This window comes from Burkholderia sp. EMB26, assembly GCF_024730645.1.
GTDB classification, from domain to species: domain Bacteria; phylum Pseudomonadota; class Gammaproteobacteria; order Burkholderiales; family Burkholderiaceae; genus Burkholderia; species Burkholderia cenocepacia.
In genome coordinates, this window is the sequence record NZ_CP078070.1 from 1,642,101 (window position 1) to 1,658,187 (window position 16,087).

Annotated in this window: 15 protein-coding genes; 10 read left to right on the plus strand and 5 right to left on the minus strand. The window is 67.1% G+C overall.

Features of this window, described 5'->3' with window-relative positions:
• Window positions 1–55: 55 nt before the first annotated feature.
• Window positions 56–1,990, plus strand: coding sequence for an MFS transporter (locus KU887_RS07760; RefSeq protein WP_006488514.1), 1,935 nt, complete (start codon window positions 56–58; stop codon window positions 1,988–1,990).
• Window positions 1,991–2,278: 288 nt separating this feature from the next.
• Window positions 2,279–3,379, plus strand: a complete 1,101-nt coding sequence (gene aroC, locus KU887_RS07765) for a chorismate synthase (RefSeq protein ID WP_006488506.1) — start codon at window positions 2,279–2,281, stop codon at window positions 3,377–3,379.
• A 150-nt stretch (window positions 3,380–3,529) separates the two neighbouring features.
• On the opposite strand, the gene KU887_RS07770 is transcribed toward aroC, so the two are convergent.
• Entirely contained in the window at window positions 3,530–5,203 is a 1,674-nt protein-coding gene (locus KU887_RS07770; RefSeq protein WP_077209904.1) for an electron transfer flavoprotein-ubiquinone oxidoreductase, read from the minus strand.
• Between the two features lie 179 nt (window positions 5,204–5,382).
• On the opposite strand from KU887_RS07770, the gene KU887_RS07775 reads away from it, so the two are divergent.
• Together KU887_RS07775 and KU887_RS07780 are read left to right on the plus strand one after the other, a co-directional pair.
• The gene (locus KU887_RS07775; RefSeq protein ID WP_011545236.1) at window positions 5,383–6,165 is read left to right on the plus strand and encodes an SDR family oxidoreductase; all 783 of its coding nucleotides are present in this window, start codon (window positions 5,383–5,385) and stop codon (window positions 6,163–6,165) included.
• Window positions 6,166–6,197: 32 nt separating this feature from the next.
• Window positions 6,198–6,638 (plus strand): thioesterase family protein, encoded by a 441-nt coding sequence (locus KU887_RS07780; protein ID WP_062884576.1) that lies wholly within the window; start codon window positions 6,198–6,200, stop codon window positions 6,636–6,638.
• Window positions 6,639–6,765: 127 nt separating this feature from the next.
• Here KU887_RS07780 and KU887_RS07785 read toward each other — a convergent pair whose 3' ends face one another.
• The gene (locus tag KU887_RS07785; protein WP_006488515.1) at window positions 6,766–7,311 is read right to left on the minus strand and encodes a LuxR C-terminal-related transcriptional regulator; all 546 of its coding nucleotides are present in this window, start codon (window positions 7,309–7,311) and stop codon (window positions 6,766–6,768) included.
• A 220-nt stretch (window positions 7,312–7,531) separates the two neighbouring features.
• Between KU887_RS07785 and KU887_RS07790 the strand changes: the two genes are divergently transcribed.
• Window positions 7,532–8,236, plus strand: a complete 705-nt coding sequence (locus KU887_RS07790; RefSeq protein ID WP_006488507.1) for a CoA transferase subunit A — start codon at window positions 7,532–7,534, stop codon at window positions 8,234–8,236.
• A gap of 1 nt (window position 8,237) precedes the next feature.
• Window positions 8,238–8,879 (plus strand): CoA transferase subunit B, encoded by a 642-nt coding sequence (locus tag KU887_RS07795; RefSeq protein WP_062884575.1) that lies wholly within the window; start codon window positions 8,238–8,240, stop codon window positions 8,877–8,879.
• Window positions 8,880–8,955: 76 nt separating this feature from the next.
• Here the strand turns inward: KU887_RS07795 and KU887_RS07800 are convergent, their stop codons facing one another.
• Genes KU887_RS07800 through KU887_RS07810 form a run of 3 tightly spaced genes read right to left on the minus strand, consistent with a single transcriptional unit; the run spans window position 8,956 to window position 11,286 of the window.
• A complete protein-coding gene (locus tag KU887_RS07800; RefSeq protein WP_006488511.1) occupies window positions 8,956–9,669 on the minus strand; it encodes an SDR family oxidoreductase in 714 nt (237 codons plus the stop codon).
• A 37-nt stretch (window positions 9,670–9,706) separates the two neighbouring features.
• Window positions 9,707–10,717 carry a polysaccharide deacetylase family protein gene (locus KU887_RS07805; RefSeq protein ID WP_006495365.1) on the minus strand — a complete coding sequence of 337 codons (1,011 nt, stop codon included), beginning with the start codon at window positions 10,715–10,717 and terminating at the stop codon, window positions 9,707–9,709.
• A gap of 11 nt (window positions 10,718–10,728) precedes the next feature.
• A complete protein-coding gene (locus KU887_RS07810; protein WP_006495364.1) occupies window positions 10,729–11,286 on the minus strand; it encodes an ester cyclase in 558 nt (185 codons plus the stop codon).
• 134 nt (window positions 11,287–11,420) lie between these two features.
• Here KU887_RS07810 and KU887_RS07815 point away from each other — a divergent pair, with 134 nt between their 5' ends.
• The 4 genes from KU887_RS07815 to KU887_RS07830 all read left to right on the plus strand — a co-directional run bounded on the left by KU887_RS07815 (window position 11,421) and on the right by KU887_RS07830 (window position 16,057).
• Window positions 11,421–12,329, plus strand: coding sequence for a LysR family transcriptional regulator (locus KU887_RS07815; RefSeq protein WP_006495363.1), 909 nt, complete (start codon window positions 11,421–11,423; stop codon window positions 12,327–12,329).
• Between the two features lie 123 nt (window positions 12,330–12,452).
• Window positions 12,453–13,349, plus strand: coding sequence for an alpha/beta fold hydrolase (locus KU887_RS07820; protein WP_048986689.1), 897 nt, complete (start codon window positions 12,453–12,455; stop codon window positions 13,347–13,349).
• 80 nt (window positions 13,350–13,429) lie between these two features.
• The gene (locus tag KU887_RS07825; protein WP_006486103.1) at window positions 13,430–13,783 is read left to right on the plus strand and encodes a RidA family protein; all 354 of its coding nucleotides are present in this window, start codon (window positions 13,430–13,432) and stop codon (window positions 13,781–13,783) included.
• A gap of 39 nt (window positions 13,784–13,822) precedes the next feature.
• The gene (locus tag KU887_RS07830; RefSeq protein ID WP_258255416.1) at window positions 13,823–16,057 is read left to right on the plus strand and encodes a bifunctional (p)ppGpp synthetase/guanosine-3',5'-bis(diphosphate) 3'-pyrophosphohydrolase; all 2,235 of its coding nucleotides are present in this window, start codon (window positions 13,823–13,825) and stop codon (window positions 16,055–16,057) included.
• The last annotated feature ends 30 nt before the right edge of the window (window positions 16,058–16,087 follow it).

Genomic DNA, 16,087 nt, shown 5'->3' on the forward strand with positions numbered 1-16,087 from the left:
CAACGACAACACGAGGCCCGCGCAGCATCGCCCAGACGACGCGCGCGCATTCCGCATGAGCGATCACACGCAAGCCACTTCGGGGCGGCGCGACGAACGGCGCGCCCACGCATCGCAGTTCGACCTGCTGCGCGAGCGCCGCTTCGCGCCGTTCTTCACGACCCAGTTCCTCGGCGCGCTGAACGACAACGTCTTCAAGATCGGGTTCACGTCGCTCGTCACGTATCACACCGCGCGGTTCTCCGGCGTCGATGCGAAGACGGCCGCATTCCTGATTTCCGCGATCTTCATCCTGCCGTTCGTGCTGTTCTCGGCGACGTCCGGCCAGATCGCCGACAAATACGACAAGGCGACCCTCACGCGCTTCGTGAAGACCTTCGAGATCGTGCTGATGCTGGTCGGCGCGGCCGGCTTCGTCACGCACAGCGCGACGCTGCTGTATCTGTGCACGTTCATGATGGGGATGCACTCGACGCTGTTCGGACCCGTCAAGTATTCGTACCTGCCGCAGCATCTCGGTGAGCACGAGCTGGTCGGCGGCAACGGGCTCGTCGAGATGGGCACGTTCATCGCGATCCTGATCGGCACGATCATCGGCGGCGCGGCGGCCGGCATCGAAGGCAGCGGCGAGCGCGTGCTCGCGGTGAGCGTCGTCGCCATCGCGCTGGCGGGGCGGCTCGTCGCGCAGCGCGTGCCGTCGACGCCCGCGCCGCAGCCGGACCTCGTGATCAACTGGAACCCGATCAGCGAGACCTGGCGCAACCTCGGGCTCGCGCGCCAGAACCGCACGGTGTTCCTGAGCCTGCTCGGCATCTCGTGGCTGTGGTTCGTCGGCGCGACGTTCCTCACGTCGTTCTTCAATTTCGCGAAGGACGTGCTGTCCGCGAGCCCCGACGTCGTCACGATCCTGCTCGCGACGTTCTCGGTCGGCATCGGCCTCGGTTCGCTCCTGTGCGAGCGGCTGTCGCAGCGGCGCGTCGAGATCGGCCTCGTGCCCCTCGGCTCGATCGGCATCAGCGTGTTCGCGATCGAACTGTATTTCGCGAGCCACGCGCTGCCGTCACCCGGCCATCTGCTGTCGGTCGGCGAATTCCTGGCCGGCGCGCGCCACTGGCGCATCCTCGCCGACCTGTTCCTGCTCGCGATGTTCGGCGGTTTCTACAGCGTGCCGCTGTACGCGCTGATCCAGAGCCGCAGCGCGCCGACGCACCGCGCGCGGATCATCGCCGCGAACAACATCCTGAACGCGCTGTTCATGATCCTGTCGGCCGTGATGGCGATGGGGTTGACCAAGGCCGGGGTCGACATTCCGGGGCTGTTCCTCGTCACTGCGCTATTGAACGTCGTAGTCGCGACGTATATCTACCTGCTCGTGCCCGAGTTCCTGCTGCGCTTCGTCGCGTGGGTGCTCGTACATACGTTCTACCGGATCCGCCTCGTGCACGCGGAACGGATTCCGGCGGAAGGGGCGGCGGTGCTCGTGTGCAATCACGTCAGCTACGTCGATGCGCTCGTGCTGGCCGCCGCGAGCCCGCGCCCGATTCGCTTCGTGATGGATCACCGGATCTTCAAGACGCGTTTCGCGAGCTGGGTATTCCGGCATGCGAAGGCGATCCCGATCGCGCCGCGCCACGAGGATCCCGCGATGCTCGCGCGGGCGTACGACCTGTGCGAGGCCGCGCTGAAGGACGGCGAGCTCGTGTGCATCTTCCCCGAGGGCAAGCTGACGAAGACGGGCGACATCAACACGTTCCATCACGGCATCACCGAGATCCTGAGCCGCACGCCGGCGCCGGTGATCCCGATGGCGCTGCGCGGGTTGTGGGGCAGCTATTTTTCGCGCCATGCCGATGCGCGGATGCCGCGCCCCATCAAGCGCGGCGTGATGAGCCGGCTGACGCTCGCGGTCGGCGAACCGATCCCGGCGTCGGTGGCGACGCCCGAGGCGCTGCAGGCGGCGGTGACCGAGCTGCGCGGCGCGCGGAAGTAGGCGGGCGCCGAGCCCGGCGCGGAATGATCGATCCGCGCGCCGGGCCGGGATGGGGGCCGCGGTTCGGCGGCTCCCGCGCGTAACACCGAGGGCCTGCGATCGCCGTACCGCGTTGCCTCTGCCCTTATCCGCGCCGGCCCGTGTGGTCTGAACGGTTCACGCGGCCCGCGGGCCCGGGACGGCTGGCATAATAGCGGTTTACCTCTTTTTCTCGACCGGCAAACGATCGACCTGCCTGCGGCCCCGGCAGCGCATCGGTTTGCCCATTTCTCTTTGGGCGGTTCCATCATGTCCGGCAATACCCTCGGCACGCTTTTCACTGTCACGACCTTCGGCGAATCGCACGGTCCCGCGATCGGCTGCGTGATCGACGGCTGCCCGCCGGGGATGGGGCTGACCGAAGCCGACATCCAGGTCGAGCTCGACCGCCGCAAGCCGGGCACGTCGCGGCACGTGACGCAGCGGCAGGAGGCCGACGAGGTCGAGATCCTGTCGGGCGTGTTCGAGGGCGTGACGACCGGCACGCCGATCGCGCTGCTGATCCGCAACACCGACCAGCGCAGCAAGGATTACGGCAACATCGTCGAGACGTTCCGTCCCGGCCACGCGGACTACACCTACTGGCAGAAATACGGCATCCGCGACTACCGCGGCGGCGGCCGCTCGTCCGCGCGCCTGACCGCGCCGATCGTCGGCGCCGGCGCGGTCGCGAAGAAGTGGCTGCGCGAGCGCTTCGGGGTCGAGGTGCGCGGCTACATGAGCGGCCTCGGCGAAATCGACGTGCCGTTCGTCGATTGGTCGCACGTGCACGAGAACCCGTTCTTCTCGCCGAATGCAGCGGTCGTGCCGGAGCTCGAAGCGTACATGGATGCGCTGCGCAAGGAGGGCGATTCGATCGGCGCGCGCATCGACGTCGTCGCGTCGGGCGTGCCGGTCGGCTGGGGCGAGCCGGTGTTCGACCGGCTCGATGCCGATATCGCGAAGGCAATGATGAGCATCAACGCGGTGAAGGGCGTCGAGATCGGCGCGGGTTTCGACAGCGTCGCGCAGCGCGGCTCGGTGCACGGCGACGAACTGACGCCGGCCGGTTTCGTCGGCAACCACGCGGGCGGTGTGCTCGGCGGGATTTCGACGGGGCAGGACATCACCGTGTCGATCGCGATCAAGCCGACCTCGAGCATCCGCACGCCGCGCCGCTCGATCACGAAGTCCGGCGAAGAGGCGACCGTCGAAACCTTCGGTCGCCACGATCCGTGCGTTGGCATTCGCGCGACGCCGATCGCGGAATCGATGCTCGCGCTGGTGCTGATCGACCATGCGTTGCGCCATCGTGCGCAGTGCGGCGACGTCGAGACGCCGACGCCGAAGATCGCCGGCAGCGCGACCTGATACAAAGCAGGGGAGGCGCGGAGGCGCCTCCCCTGGTGGCCTGCCCAGCATGCAAAACGGGGCGCTGCTTCAAGCAGCGCCCCGTTTCGTTTGTGGCGGTGTGCCATGTCCCAAAAAAATGCGCCGCTCGTGGCGGCGCATTCCGGCGGGTTACATGTTCGGGTAATTCGGCCCGCCGCCGCCTTCCGGCGTGACCCACACGATGTTCTGCGTCGGGTCCTTGATGTCGCAGGTCTTGCAGTGCACGCAGTTCTGCGCGTTGATCACGAGGCGCTCGCCGCCGTCGTCGTTCTTCACGAACTCGTACACCGCCGCCGGGCAGAAGCGCGCCTCCGGCCCCGCGTACGTGCGCAGGTTCACGTTCACCGGCACGCTCGCATCCTTCAGCGTCAGGTGCGCCGGCTGGTTCTCCTCGTGGTTCGTGTTCGAGATGAACACCGACGACAGCCGGTCGAACGTCAGCTTGCCGTCCGGCTTCGGATACGCGATCGGCTCGCACTGCGACGCCGGCTTCAGCATCTCGTGGTCCGCATGCTGGTGATGCAGCGTCCATGGCACGTTGCCGCCCATCACCTTCTGCTCGAGCCCGACCATCAGCGTGCCCAGGTACAGGCCCTTGGCCATCCACTGCTTGAAGTTGCGCGCGCGGTACAGCTCCGTGTACAGCCACGATTGCTTGAACGCATCCGGATACGCATTGAGCTCGTCCGACTGACGGCCGGCCTGCACCGCATCGAATGCCGCATCGGCCGCCAGCATGCCGGTCTTGATCGCCGCGTGGCTGCCCTTGATCCGCGACGCGTTCAGGAAACCCGCATCGTCGCCGATCAGCGCGCCGCCCGGGAACACCGTCTTCGGCAGCGACAGCAGGCCGCCGGCCGTGATCGCGCGCGCGCCGTACGACACGCGCTTGCCGCCTTCGAGGAATGCGCGGATCGACGGGTGCGTCTTGTAGCGCTGGAATTCCTCGAACGGCGACAGGTACGGGTTCGTGTAGCCCAGGCCCACCACGAAGCCGACCACGACCTGGTTGTTGTCCATGTGATACAGGAACGAGCCGCCGTACGTATCGGACTTCAGCGGCCAGCCGGCCGTGTGGATCACGAGGCCCGGCTTGTGCTTGGCCGGATCGATTTCCCACAGTTCCTTGATGCCGATCCCGTACGCCTGCGGATCGGCGTTCGCGTCGAGCTTGAATTTCGAGATCAGCTGGCGGCCGAGATGGCCGCGGCAGCCTTCGGCGAACAGCGTGTACTTCGCGTGCAGCTCCATGCCGAGCTGGAAGTTCTCGGTCGGCTCGCCGTCCTTGCCCACGCCCATGTTGCCGGTCGCGACGCCTTTGACCGAGCCGTCGTCGTTGTAGAGAATCTCCGCGGCGGGGAAGCCGGGGAAAATCTCGACGCCCAAGGCTTCCGCCTGCTGGCCCAGCCAGCGCGTGACGTTGCCCAGCGAGATCACGTAGTTGCCGTGATTCTTGAAGTTGTCGGGCAGCGCCCAGTTCGGCGTCGTGACCGCGCTCTTCTCGGACAGGAACAGGAAGCGGTCTTCCGTCACCTCGACGTCGAGCGGCGCGCCGCGCTCCTTCCAGTCGGGAAACAGCTCGGTGATCGCGCGCGGGTCCATCACCGCGCCCGACAGGATATGCGCGCCGATCTCGGAACCCTTCTCGAGCACGCACACGCCGATCTCGGCGCCTTTCTCGGCGGCCAGCTGCTTGAGCCGGATCGCCGCCGACAGCCCGGCGGGGCCGCCGCCGACGATCACGACGTCGTATTCCATCGATTCGCGCGGGCCGTATTGCTCGATGAGGCTTGCGGGGGTCATTGGCGTTCCTCTAACCGTTAGAATGCTTTTATTCGGGAGCGTATTGTCTGCGAAACGAAACGCTTGCCGCAACAACATGCAGGTAGATTAGCACGATCGTTCTATTTTTTGTGCTAGGGTAATGCCGCTCGGGCTGTGCCGCCCGGGCCGGCGAAACGACATCGAAAGGGGATGTGCAAATGGGTCGATCGATCAATCTGGAAGGCAAGGTTGCGCTGGTCACGGGCGCGTCGAGCGGCCTCGGGCAGCGTTTTGCGCAGGTGCTGTCGCAGGCCGGCGCGAAGGTCGTGCTCGCGAGCCGCCGCGTCGAACGCCTGAAGGAGTTGCGCGCGGAAATCGAGGCGGCGGGCGGCGCGGCGCACGTCGTGTCGCTCGACGTGACCGACGTCCAGAGCATCAAGGCGGCCGTCGCGCATGCGGAGACGGAAGCCGGCACGATCGACATCCTCGTGAACAATTCGGGCGTGTCGACGATGCAGAAGCTCGTCGACGTGACGCCCGCGGATTTCGAGTTCGTGTTCGATACGAATACGCGCGGCGCATTTTTCGTCGCGCAGGAAGTCGCGAAGCGGATGATCATGCGCGCAAACGGCGGCGGCAACGGCAAGCCGCCGTGCCGGATCATCAACATCGCGTCGGTGGCCGGGCTGCGCGTATTCCCGCAGATCGGGCTGTACGCGATGAGCAAGGCCGCGGTCGTGCAGATGACGCGCGCGATGGCGCTGGAGTGGGGCCGCCACGGGATCAACGTGAACGCGATCTGTCCGGGCTATATCGATACCGAAATCAATCATTACCTGTGGGAAACCGAGCAGGGCCAGAAGCTGCAGTCGATGCTGCCGCGCCGGCGTGTCGGCAAGCCGCAGGATCTCGACGGGCTGTTGTTGCTGCTCGCGGCCGACGAGTCGCAGTTCATCAATGGTTCGATCATCTCCGCGGACGACGGCTTCGGCCTCGCGTGAGCGGATGACATTCAGCAACAAAGAAGACTGCAATGAGCGCAACAAACGATTACTCCCCCGTTTTTGAGATGTCGATGCCGATCCGCTGGGGCGACATGGACGCGTTCGGCCATGTGAACAACACGGTCTATTTCCGCTACATGGAGCAGGCGCGGATTTCGTGGTTCGAGCAGCTCGGCATTGCCGGCGGCAACGGCGAGGGGCAGGGGCCCGTCATCGTCACCGCGTCGATGGAGTTCCTCAAGCAGCTGCACTATCCGGGCGACGTGATCGCGAAGATGTCGGCCGCGAAGCCCGGCCGAAGCAGTTTCGACACCGGGTTCGAGCTCACGCGCGCGGACGATCCGCAGCATGTCTATGCCCGCGGCAACGCGCGTTGCGTGTGGGTCGATTACGCGCTCGGCAAGTCGGTGCCGCTGCCGCAACTGTTGCGCGACACGATCGAGCACGCGCTCGCGACGAAAGTCGGCTGAGCGCGGCTATCGGCAGGCCGCACCGGGTTGCCGGTGGCGCACCGTGTTCGTTGTTGCCCCGATGTTTCCCCGGATCGGCCGCCGTGTGCGGCCGATCGTCATTCGAGCGCCGCGATGCGACGCGCGTTCACTGTCCGAGCAGGCGCTGCAGCAGCTCCGGCGTATTGTTCGTTCCGTATTTGCGCATCAGCCGGGCGCGGTAGATGTCGACCGTGCGCGAGCTGATGTCGAGCACGCGCCCGATCTGCTTGCTGGTCTTGCCGGTCGCGAGCTGCGCGGCGATCTCGCGCTCGCGCGGGGTCAGCTCGACCGCGACGCGGCGCGTCGCGCTCAAATCCTCGAAGGTCCAGACGCCGGCCGCAAGCGGTGCGGTGCGGTCGAGCGCGCGGCCCGTCACGTGGCACCAGAACAGCTCGCCGTCCGCGCGTTTCATGATTCTGTCATCCGAGTAGATGCCGTTCGCGACCATCACGCGTGCGATGCGCTCGCCGATCCGCTGGAATTCGTCCGTCGACGGGTAGAGCACCGCGTACGATTTTCCGATCAGGTCGGCCCGCGCACAGCGGAAGATCGACGCGAGCGCGTCGTTGCAGTCCTCGATCACGCGGTCGCGCGACAGCACGAGGCCGAGCGGCGCGAGATGGAAGGCGGTCTGGTAATCGAGATCGGGCATGGCGCAGGCAAGCGGAGGCAAATGCTTATGTATTTTTGCGTATTGTGCCGCATCGGCGTCACATCGTACCCTTTCAGGCATCTCGCGGCGGTGTGTCGCGACATAAAAACAGCGCGCCTCGACGCAGGCTTTGCCGCGCATGCATAGAATGATGCGGCGGGCTTGCGCCACGTGGCGCGTGAACCGGTTTTGCTGGTTTCCATAGAGGAAGGGACAACTGATGAACAAAGTCTATCCAAGCGCGGCTGCCGCGCTGGAGGGGATCGTCCGCGACGGACAGACCTTCGCGGTGGGCGGCTTCGGCCTGTGCGGGATTCCCGAGGCGCTGATCGCGGCGTTGCGCGATTCGGCCGTCAAGGGCATCACCTGCATCAGCAACAACGCGGGCGTCGACGGTTTCGGCCTCGGTCTGCTGCTGGAAACGCGCCAGATCAAGAAGATGATCTCGTCGTACGTCGGCGAGAACAAGGAGTTCGAGCGCCAGTACCTGGCCGGCGAACTCGAGCTTGAATTCACGCCGCAGGGCACGCTCGCCGAAAAGCTGCGCGCGGGCGGCGCGGGCATCCCCGCGTTCTTCACGAATACCGGCTACGGCACCGTGATCGCGGAAGGCAAGGAAACGCGCCAGTTCGGCGATCGCCACTACGTGCTCGAGCCGTCGCTGACGGCCGACGTCGCGCTCGTCAAGGCATGGAAGGCCGACAAGTCCGGCAACCTCATTTACCGCCGCACCGCGCGCAACTTCAACCCGATGTGCGCGATGGCCGGCAAGATCACCGTGGCGGAGGTCGAGGAGATCGTCGAGAACGGTGCGCTCGATCCGGACCAGGTCCATACGCCGGGGATCTTCGTGCAGCGCATCGTGCTGAACGCGACGCCCGAAAAACGCATCGAACAACGCGTCGTACGCGCGAAAGGAGACTGACATGGCCTGGAATCGTGACCAGATGGCCGCGCGCGCGGCGAAGGAACTGCAGGACGGCTTCTACGTGAACCTCGGCATCGGCCTGCCGACGCTCGTCGCCAACCACGTGCCGGAAGGCGTCGAGGTGTGGCTGCAGTCGGAGAACGGCCTGCTCGGCATCGGCCCGTCGCCGACCGAAGACGAAGTCGACGCCGATCTCATCAACGCCGGCAAGCAGACCGTCACGACGCTGCCGGGCTCGTCGATCTTCTCGTCGGCCGATTCGTTCGCGATGATCCGCGGCGGCCACATCAACCTCGCGATCCTCGGTGCGATGCAGGTCAGCAAGCAGGGCGACCTCGCGAACTGGATGATCCCGGGCAAGATGATCAAGGGGATGGGCGGCGCGATGGACCTCGTCGCGGGCGTGGGGCGTGTCGTCGTGCTGATGGAGCATGTCGCGAAAGGCGATCAGCACAAGATCCTCGACGAATGCAATCTGCCGCTGACGGGCGTCGGCGTGGTCGACCTGATCATCACCGATCTCGGCGTGATCGAAGTGACGCCGGCCGGCCTGAAGGTGCTCGAACTCGCCGACGGCGTGAGCGCCGAAGAGATCCAGGCGAAGACGGGCGCACCGCTCGACGTCAGCGCCGTGGCCTGAGCATCACGTCGTTGCGTCATGCTCGACGCCCCGCGTTCCTCACGGAACGCGGGGCGTTTTGTCATGACCGCATGCGTCACGCAATCGCGCCGCCGCCGTCGATCAGTACCGTCGAACCGGTTGCATAAGGCGTGGCCGCCAGATACAGGACCGCATTCGCGACATCCTCCGGCTGGCCGACCCTGCGGGCCGGAAGCCGCCGGGCCGCGCCGGCGTACATCGCGTCGCGTGCATCGGGCGCGAGCTTGTCCCACAGCGGCGTCGCGATCAGGCCCGGCGACACGGTATTCACGCGAACCGGCGCGAGCTCGAGCGCCAGGCCGCGGGCGAGCGCCTCGAGCGCCGCATTGATCGCGCCTTGCAGCACCGACGACGCGCTCGGTCGCACGCTGAGGTAGCCCGACACGAACGTCAGCGAGCCGCCGGGCGCGATATCGATCGCGCGGGCGATGCGGTACGCGCCCCAGAACTTGCTGTCCATCGCAGCCTGCGCGTCGGCAAGCGGCAGCGCACGGACTGCGCCCGTGGCCGTCTTCGCGGCTGAAATCACGACGTGGTCGAACTGGCCGGCGCGCGCGCAGAACGCATCGACGTCCGCCGTATCGGTGATGTCGAGCGTTTCGGTCCGCACGTGCGCGCCCGGCATGGCATCGACGTCGAACCTGCCCGGATCGCGCGACGCGATCGTCACGCGCGCGCCGTGTCGCGCGAAAGCCGCCGCGGTGGCGGCGCCGATGCCGGAGCTGCCTCCGACGACGAGGACGTTCTTGCCGTGGAGCGGATCATTCATGAAGGTCATTCCTTGTGATGAGTTGAACGGCATCCGGTCAGATCGTTTCGGTCTCGCGCAGCGTCGACGGGCTGCGCAGCGCGAAGCGCGCAATATCGTCCTTGCGCATGAAAGCGACCCCCGGATGTGATCGCGCGTAGTGCAGGAAGTCGTCCCACGCGCGGACCATCTGCGGCGTGCCGCTGATCCGGTCGTGCGCACTGATCGACATCAGTCTGCGCCGCTGCCCGGCTTCCGCGTACAACTGGTCGAAATCGAGCTTGATCTGCTCGAGGAACATCGCCGGCGTGTAGTGGCGGCCTTCGATCAGCAGGATGTCGTTGTTGCGCAGCGTGTACGGGACCACGGCGAAATCGCGACCGCCGACGGTCTCGACGAACGGTTCGTCGCGACTGACGTCGTCGATGTGATACGTGTAGCCGAGTTCCTGCAGCAGCGACAACGTATGCGGTCCGCGCCGCAGCCAGTTGCAGTTGTAGCCGGTCGGACGCTGGCCGGTCACCGCTTCGACCATGTCGCGTGCTTCGGTCAGGAAGCGGCGCTCGTCGTCGCGGCTCATCGCGAATTGCGCGCGCCACGTCGGGCCGTGCGCGGCGGCTTCGTGGCCGCGCGACACGATCTCGCGCGCCAGATCGGGGTGCCGGCGCGCGGCTTCCCCGATCATGTGTGACGTCACTTTCACGCCGTGCCGGTCCCACAGATCGAGCAGGCGCGGAATCCCTTCCCGGTAGCCGTACGCGAACCAGGTGGCCGAGGCGAGATCGACCGGTACCGACGGCGGGAACGCGACGGTCGGAAACGGGCTGTCCGCGCCCGTGGGCGGCTGTCCGCCTGCTTCGAACTGCATCGAGATCGAGATCACGATGCGCGCGCCGTCGGGCCAGAACGGCGTGGCGCCCGGTGCGGCGAGCGCCGCCGTTGGCGCGGCGGTTGCCGGCAGGGAGGCGCCTGCGGCGGCCGCGACGCCGGCCGCGAGCCCGGCGCCGGCCTGGGCCAGGAACGTGCGGCGCGGCAGCGGCGTCGCGGGAGGGTGGTTGCCGTGAGTCATCGTTCCCTCCGTCAGCCGACGAGCCCGAGCTGACGCATCAGCGTCAGGTTGTCCTCGATGTGCCAGTTTTCCGCGATCCGGCCCTGGTCGATCCGGTAGATATCGGTCGCGATGAAGTCGATCGCCTGTCCGCGCCCCGCCGTTCCGTTGAAAGCGCCGGTGAAATGCCCGCGGAAATGCAGGTGCACGACGACCCGGTCGCCCGCGACGATCATCTGTTCGATGTCACAGCGCAGGTCCGGGATCGCGTCGCGCATCGTGCCCGAGGCCGCGAGCGGCCCCGGTACGCCTTGTTCGCGGCCGGGCGGCAGCGTTCGGTCGGTGAAGTCGGCGGCGAGCGCCGCGCGAGCCAGCGCAGGGTCGCCGGTATTCCAGAAGGTGCCGTAGCGGCGCGCGGCCAGGATTTGCGCGCGGGCCTGCGCGGCCGGCAAGCCTGTCGCGACGGTCAGGCTGTGCGGTGCGACGAGGTCGGCGGCACGGGAAGCGGCGGGCCAGAGCGCCACGACGCAGGCGGCTGCCGCGAATGCGTGCGCGAGGGGGCGGGCGGCCGAACGAAGGCGGATCGACATGGTTTCGAGGGTCCTGTGAAGGCGTCGTGCGACGACGCGGAACAGGTATGGTAGGTTTCCGTTCTGCATGCAAATACTGGAAAAATGCGAATGGATTATTCGAAAAAAGGAAAGGTTTGGGCGAGGTGCACGCCATGACGCTGATCGACGATTTCCCGGCGCTCGATACCTTCGCGCGGATCGTGTCGGCCGGCAGCCTGTCGGCGGCGGCGCGCGAGCTCGACCTGTCGTTGTCGGTCGTCAGCAAGCGGCTCGCGCATCTCGAGTCGCGACTCGGCGTGCGCCTGCTGCACCGGACGACGCGGCAGCAGACGCTCACCGACGACGGTGCGCAGTTTCATGCGCAGGTGCTGCGCATCCTGGCCGAGGTCGAGCATGCCGAAACGCTGATGCGCGATCGCCGCGGCACGGTCAGCGGCGTGCTGCGCGTGACGGCGCCCGGCGAACTTGGCCGCCTGCGGATCGCGCCGCTCATTGCGGCATTTCAGCAGCGACATCCGCAATTGACCGTGCAGCTGATGCTGACCGATACGGTCGTCGATCTGCTGGCAGCCGATATCGACGTCGCCGTGCGGATCGGCAATCTGGCCGATTCGACGATGATCGCGCGCGAGCTGGCGCCGAATCATCGCGTGCTGTGCGCGTCGCCGGGCTATCTCGCGGCGCACGGTTGGCCGGCCCATCCGGCCGAGCTCCGTGCACACCGATGCATCGTGATGGGCGATCAGCCGCGTGCCGAATGGCGGTTCGACGGCGCGCAAGGTGACGTGGCGGTCGAGGTGACGGCCACGCTGCTGACGAACGACGGCGGCGCGGCGCGCACGCTGGCGCTCGAAGGCGCGGGCATTGCGTTGAAGTCGATCTGGGACGTCGGCGCCGATCTCGACGCCGGTCGGCTCGTGCGCGTGCTGCCGGCCTTCGAGGCGCCCGCCGCGCCGTTGCATGCCGTCTATCCCGGCGGCCGTCACGTGTCGTTGCGCGTGCGGACGTTCGTCGATTTCCTGCGCGAGCAGTTGCGTCACGCGTGGCGCCGCCACGATTGAACCCGTTCCGGATGGTGGGCCGGGCGCGTCGCGGCCCGTCATTCCGAAGCGGTTTACAATCGTTTGCATCGGGCGCCGCAGGCGTTGTCCCGCGCGTCGCCCCCGTTCGACAGGATGCCAACGATGCCAACGACCCCAGCGAATCCCCCGGTTCCCCGCCAGCGGCGCGTGCAGTGTGCGAGCGCGGCCGGCCTTCACCACGTCGCCTATACCGAGTGGGGCGATCCCGCGAATCCGCGCGTGCTCGTGTGCGTGCATGGCCTGACCCGCTCCGGACGCGATTTCGACCGGCTTGCCGCCGCGCTGTCCGATACGTATCGCGTCGTCTGCCCCGATGTCGTCGGGCGCGGCCAATCGGACCGGCTGGCCGATCCGCGGCACTATGCGATTCCGCAGTACGTGGCCGACATGGTGACGCTGATTGCGCGGCTCGACGTCGAATCGGTCGACTGGTTCGGCACGTCGATGGGCGGCCTGATCGGCATGGCGCTGGCCGGGCTGCCCGGTTCGCCGCTGCGCCGGATGATCGTCAACGACGTCGGCCCGCGCATCGAGCCCGATTCGCTGACGCGCATCGGCGAATACCTCGGCGTGCAGCCGCGCTTTGCGACCGAGCAGGAGGGGATCGACTACCTGACGTCGCTGTCGCTGCCGTTCGGCGCGCTGAGCGCCGACGAGTGGCGCGAGATCAACGGGCCGCTGCTGCACGAGCTGCCCGAAGGCGGCTGGACGATGCGCTACGATCCGCGCATTGCCGAGCCGTTCAAGGCCACGACGCCCGAACTGGCCGCGCTCGGCGAAGCCGCGCTGTGGCACGCGATCGAGACGACGGATGCGACGCTGCTCGTCGTGCGTGGCGAGACGTCCGACTTGCTGTCGCGCGAGACGGCGGCCGAAATGGTCCGCCGCGGCCGCCATGTGACGCAGGTCGAGATTCCGGGCGCGGGCCACGCGCCCGCCTTCGTCAGCGCCGACCAGATTGCGCTCGCGCGGCGGTTTTTCGTCGAAGGCGACGCATAAACGCGTCATAATATGCGGTTCGGCGGCACGCGGGCCGTGCCGCCGTCCGATTCCTCACTCATCACGACCGGAACATTTTCATGGCAGTCATTCGTCACCACGTCGGGGCCCGGCTCTCCGAAACCGCGATCCACAACGGTACCGTGTATCTGGCCGGCCAGATCGCCGAAGACACCACGCAGGACATCCGCGGCCAGACGCGCGAAGTGCTCGGCCACATCGATCGCCTGCTCGCCGAAGCGAACAGCGACAAGGCGCATCTGCTGTCGGTGCAGATCTACATCTCGGATCTCGCGAACTTCGAAGGCATGAATGCGGAGTGGGATGCATGGGTCGCGCCGGGCAACACGCCGCCGCGCGCCACCGTCGAGGCGAAGCTTGCCGATCCGGCGCTGCTCGTCGAGATCGTGGTCGTCGCCGCGCAGCGGAGCTGAGCGTTATCCGACGATGACCGTATTCCGGCAGGCCGTGCAATGACCGAATCCGTTTCCGCCTCTCCCGTCGCGGCGCCGTCGTTCGACGACGTGCTCGCGTTCGTGCGCGAGCGGGCCGGCGACGCGCGCCTGTCGTCGGGCGAGCTGCTCGCCGACCACTCGGCGGGCACGGCGGCGATCATGCGCACGCTGAACGTCGATCCGTCCGCGATGCAGGCCGCCGCGCTGTTCGTGCTGACGCCGCACCTGAGCGAGCCCGAGCGCGAGCTGACCGAGCGTTTCGGCGACGAGGTCGCGCGGCTCGTGTCCGACGTGCGCAAGCTGTTGCGGCTCGGTACCGTGAGCCTGCGCGCCGCGCAGAACGCAAAGCCCGACTCCGGGCGCGACGCGGCGGAAGAGCGGCGCACGCAGATCGAGGCGCTGCGCAAGATGCTGCTCGCCTTCGCGCAGGACATTCGCGTGGTGCTGATCCGGCTCGCGTCGCGGTTGCAGTCGCTGCGCTATTACGCGGCCGCGAAGCTCAATCCGCCGCCCGACGTCGCGCGCGAGACGCTCGAGATCTATGCGCCGCTCGCGAACCGTCTCGGTATCTGGCAACTGAAGTGGGAGCTCGAGGATCTCGCGTTCCGCTTCGAGGATCCCGTCACCTACAAGCGGATCGCGAAGCTGCTCGACGAAAAGCGCATCGAGCGCGAGGCGTACGTCACGCAGGCGATCGCGCGGCTGCAGCACGAGCTCGCGGAAGCGCACATCCAGGCCGACGTGAGCGGCCGGCCGAAGCATATCTACAGCATCTGGCGCAAGATGCGCGGCAAGGAGCTCGATTTCTCCGAGCTGTACGACGTGCGCGCGTTCCGCGTGATCGTGCCCGACATCAAGGATTGCTACGCGGTGCTCGGCATCGTGCATCACCTGTGGCAGCCGGTGCCGAAGGAATTCGACGACTACATCTCGCGGCCGAAGCCGAACGGCTACAAGTCGCTGCATACGGTCGTGATCGGCGACGACGGCCGTGCGTTCGAAGTGCAGATCCGCACGCAGGAGATGCATCGCTTCGCCGAGTACGGCGTTGCCGCGCACTGGCGCTACAAGGAGGCCGGCGCGCGCGGCTATGGCGGCCAGTTCTCGGCGAGCGACAAGTACGACGAGAAGATTGCGTGGCTGCGCCAATTGCTCGCGTGGAAGGACGACGTCGAGGACGGCACCGAAGTGTCGGGCGACCAGGCGTGGGCGCAATTGCGCGAGACGTCGCTCGACGACGATCACATCTACGTGCTGACGCCGCAGGCGCGCGTGATCGCGCTGCCGCAGGGCGCGACGCCGGTCGATTTCGCGTACCACCTGCACAGCGAGCTCGGCCATCGCTGCCGTGGCGCGCGCGTCGACGGCGTGATGGTGCCGCTGAACACGTCGCTCGCGAACGGCCAGACGGTCGAGATCGTCGCGGTGAAGGAAGGCGGCCCGTCGCGCGACTGGCTGAACCTGCAGCTCGGTTACCTGAAGAGCCCGCGTGCACGGCAGAAGGTGCGCGCGTGGTTCAACTCGATCGAGCAGGAAGAAAACGTCGCGCATGGTCGCGCGCTGGTCGAAAAGACGCTGCAGCGCGAGGGCAAGACGTCGGTCAATCTGGACAACCTCGCCGCGAAGCTCGGCTTCAAGTCGCCCGAGGAGCTGTTCTCGGTCGTCGGCAAGGAAGAATTCAGCCTGCGTAACGTCGAGCACGCGTTGTCCGACGCACCGCCGCCGGAACCGGCGCCCGAGGCGCCGGCCGATTTCGAGAAGCGCAGCAGCGGCGCGAGCGTCGCGCACGGCGCGTCGACCGGCGTGCTGGTGGTCGGCGTCGACGCGTTGCTGACGCAACTGGCGCGCTGCTGCCGTCCGGCGCCGCCCGATCCGATCAGCGGTTTCGTCACGCGCGGCAAGGGGATGTCGATCCACCGCACCGACTGCCCGACGTTTCGCCGGATGGTCGAGCGCGCGCCGGAACGCGTGCTGCAGACGACCTGGTCCGCCGACGTGCTGGGCGGGCGCGGCGCGTCCGTCTATCCGGTCGACCTGATGATCGAGGCGAGCGACCGGCAAGGGTTGCTGCGCGATATCTCCGAAGTGTTCGCACGCGAAAAGATCAACGTCGTGGGCGTGAAGACGCAGAGCCGCCGCAATGCGGCATTCATGCAGTTCACGGTCGAGGTATCGAATTCGGCGCAGGTGCAGCGCGCATGTACGCTGCTCGGCGAGGTGCAGGGCGTCGTGCGGGCGGGGCGGAAGGTGTGATGGGGTTGGAACCGCATTATTTTGCTGCGA

What these genes read in the sequence shown, in the direction of transcription:
- KU887_RS07825 (WP_006486103.1), top strand. Translation starts at nt 13,430, where the DNA reads ATGGCAGTCATTCGTCACCACGTCGGGGCCCGGCTCTCCGAAACCGCG.
- KU887_RS07815 (WP_006495363.1), top strand. Translation starts at nt 11,421, where the DNA reads ATGACGCTGATCGACGATTTCCCGGCGCTCGATACCTTCGCGCGGATC.
- KU887_RS07795 (WP_062884575.1), top strand. Translation starts at nt 8,238, where the DNA reads ATGGCCTGGAATCGTGACCAGATGGCCGCGCGCGCGGCGAAGGAACTG.
- KU887_RS07830 (WP_258255416.1), top strand. Translation starts at nt 13,823, where the DNA reads ATGACCGAATCCGTTTCCGCCTCTCCCGTCGCGGCGCCGTCGTTCGAC.
- KU887_RS07770 (WP_077209904.1), bottom strand. Translation starts at nt 5,203, where the DNA reads ATGACCCCCGCAAGCCTCATCGAGCAATACGGCCCGCGCGAATCGATG.
- KU887_RS07820 (WP_048986689.1), top strand. Translation starts at nt 12,453, where the DNA reads ATGCCAACGACCCCAGCGAATCCCCCGGTTCCCCGCCAGCGGCGCGTG.
- KU887_RS07805 (WP_006495365.1), bottom strand. Translation starts at nt 10,717, where the DNA reads ATGACTCACGGCAACCACCCTCCCGCGACGCCGCTGCCGCGCCGCACG.
- KU887_RS07760 (WP_006488514.1), top strand. Translation starts at nt 56, where the DNA reads ATGAGCGATCACACGCAAGCCACTTCGGGGCGGCGCGACGAACGGCGC.
- KU887_RS07780 (WP_062884576.1), top strand. Translation starts at nt 6,198, where the DNA reads ATGAGCGCAACAAACGATTACTCCCCCGTTTTTGAGATGTCGATGCCG.
- KU887_RS07790 (WP_006488507.1), top strand. Translation starts at nt 7,532, where the DNA reads ATGAACAAAGTCTATCCAAGCGCGGCTGCCGCGCTGGAGGGGATCGTC.
- aroC (WP_006488506.1), top strand. Translation starts at nt 2,279, where the DNA reads ATGTCCGGCAATACCCTCGGCACGCTTTTCACTGTCACGACCTTCGGC.
- KU887_RS07775 (WP_011545236.1), top strand. Translation starts at nt 5,383, where the DNA reads ATGGGTCGATCGATCAATCTGGAAGGCAAGGTTGCGCTGGTCACGGGC.
- KU887_RS07810 (WP_006495364.1), bottom strand. Translation starts at nt 11,286, where the DNA reads ATGTCGATCCGCCTTCGTTCGGCCGCCCGCCCCCTCGCGCACGCATTC.
- KU887_RS07800 (WP_006488511.1), bottom strand. Translation starts at nt 9,669, where the DNA reads ATGAATGATCCGCTCCACGGCAAGAACGTCCTCGTCGTCGGAGGCAGC.
- KU887_RS07785 (WP_006488515.1), bottom strand. Translation starts at nt 7,311, where the DNA reads ATGCCCGATCTCGATTACCAGACCGCCTTCCATCTCGCGCCGCTCGGC.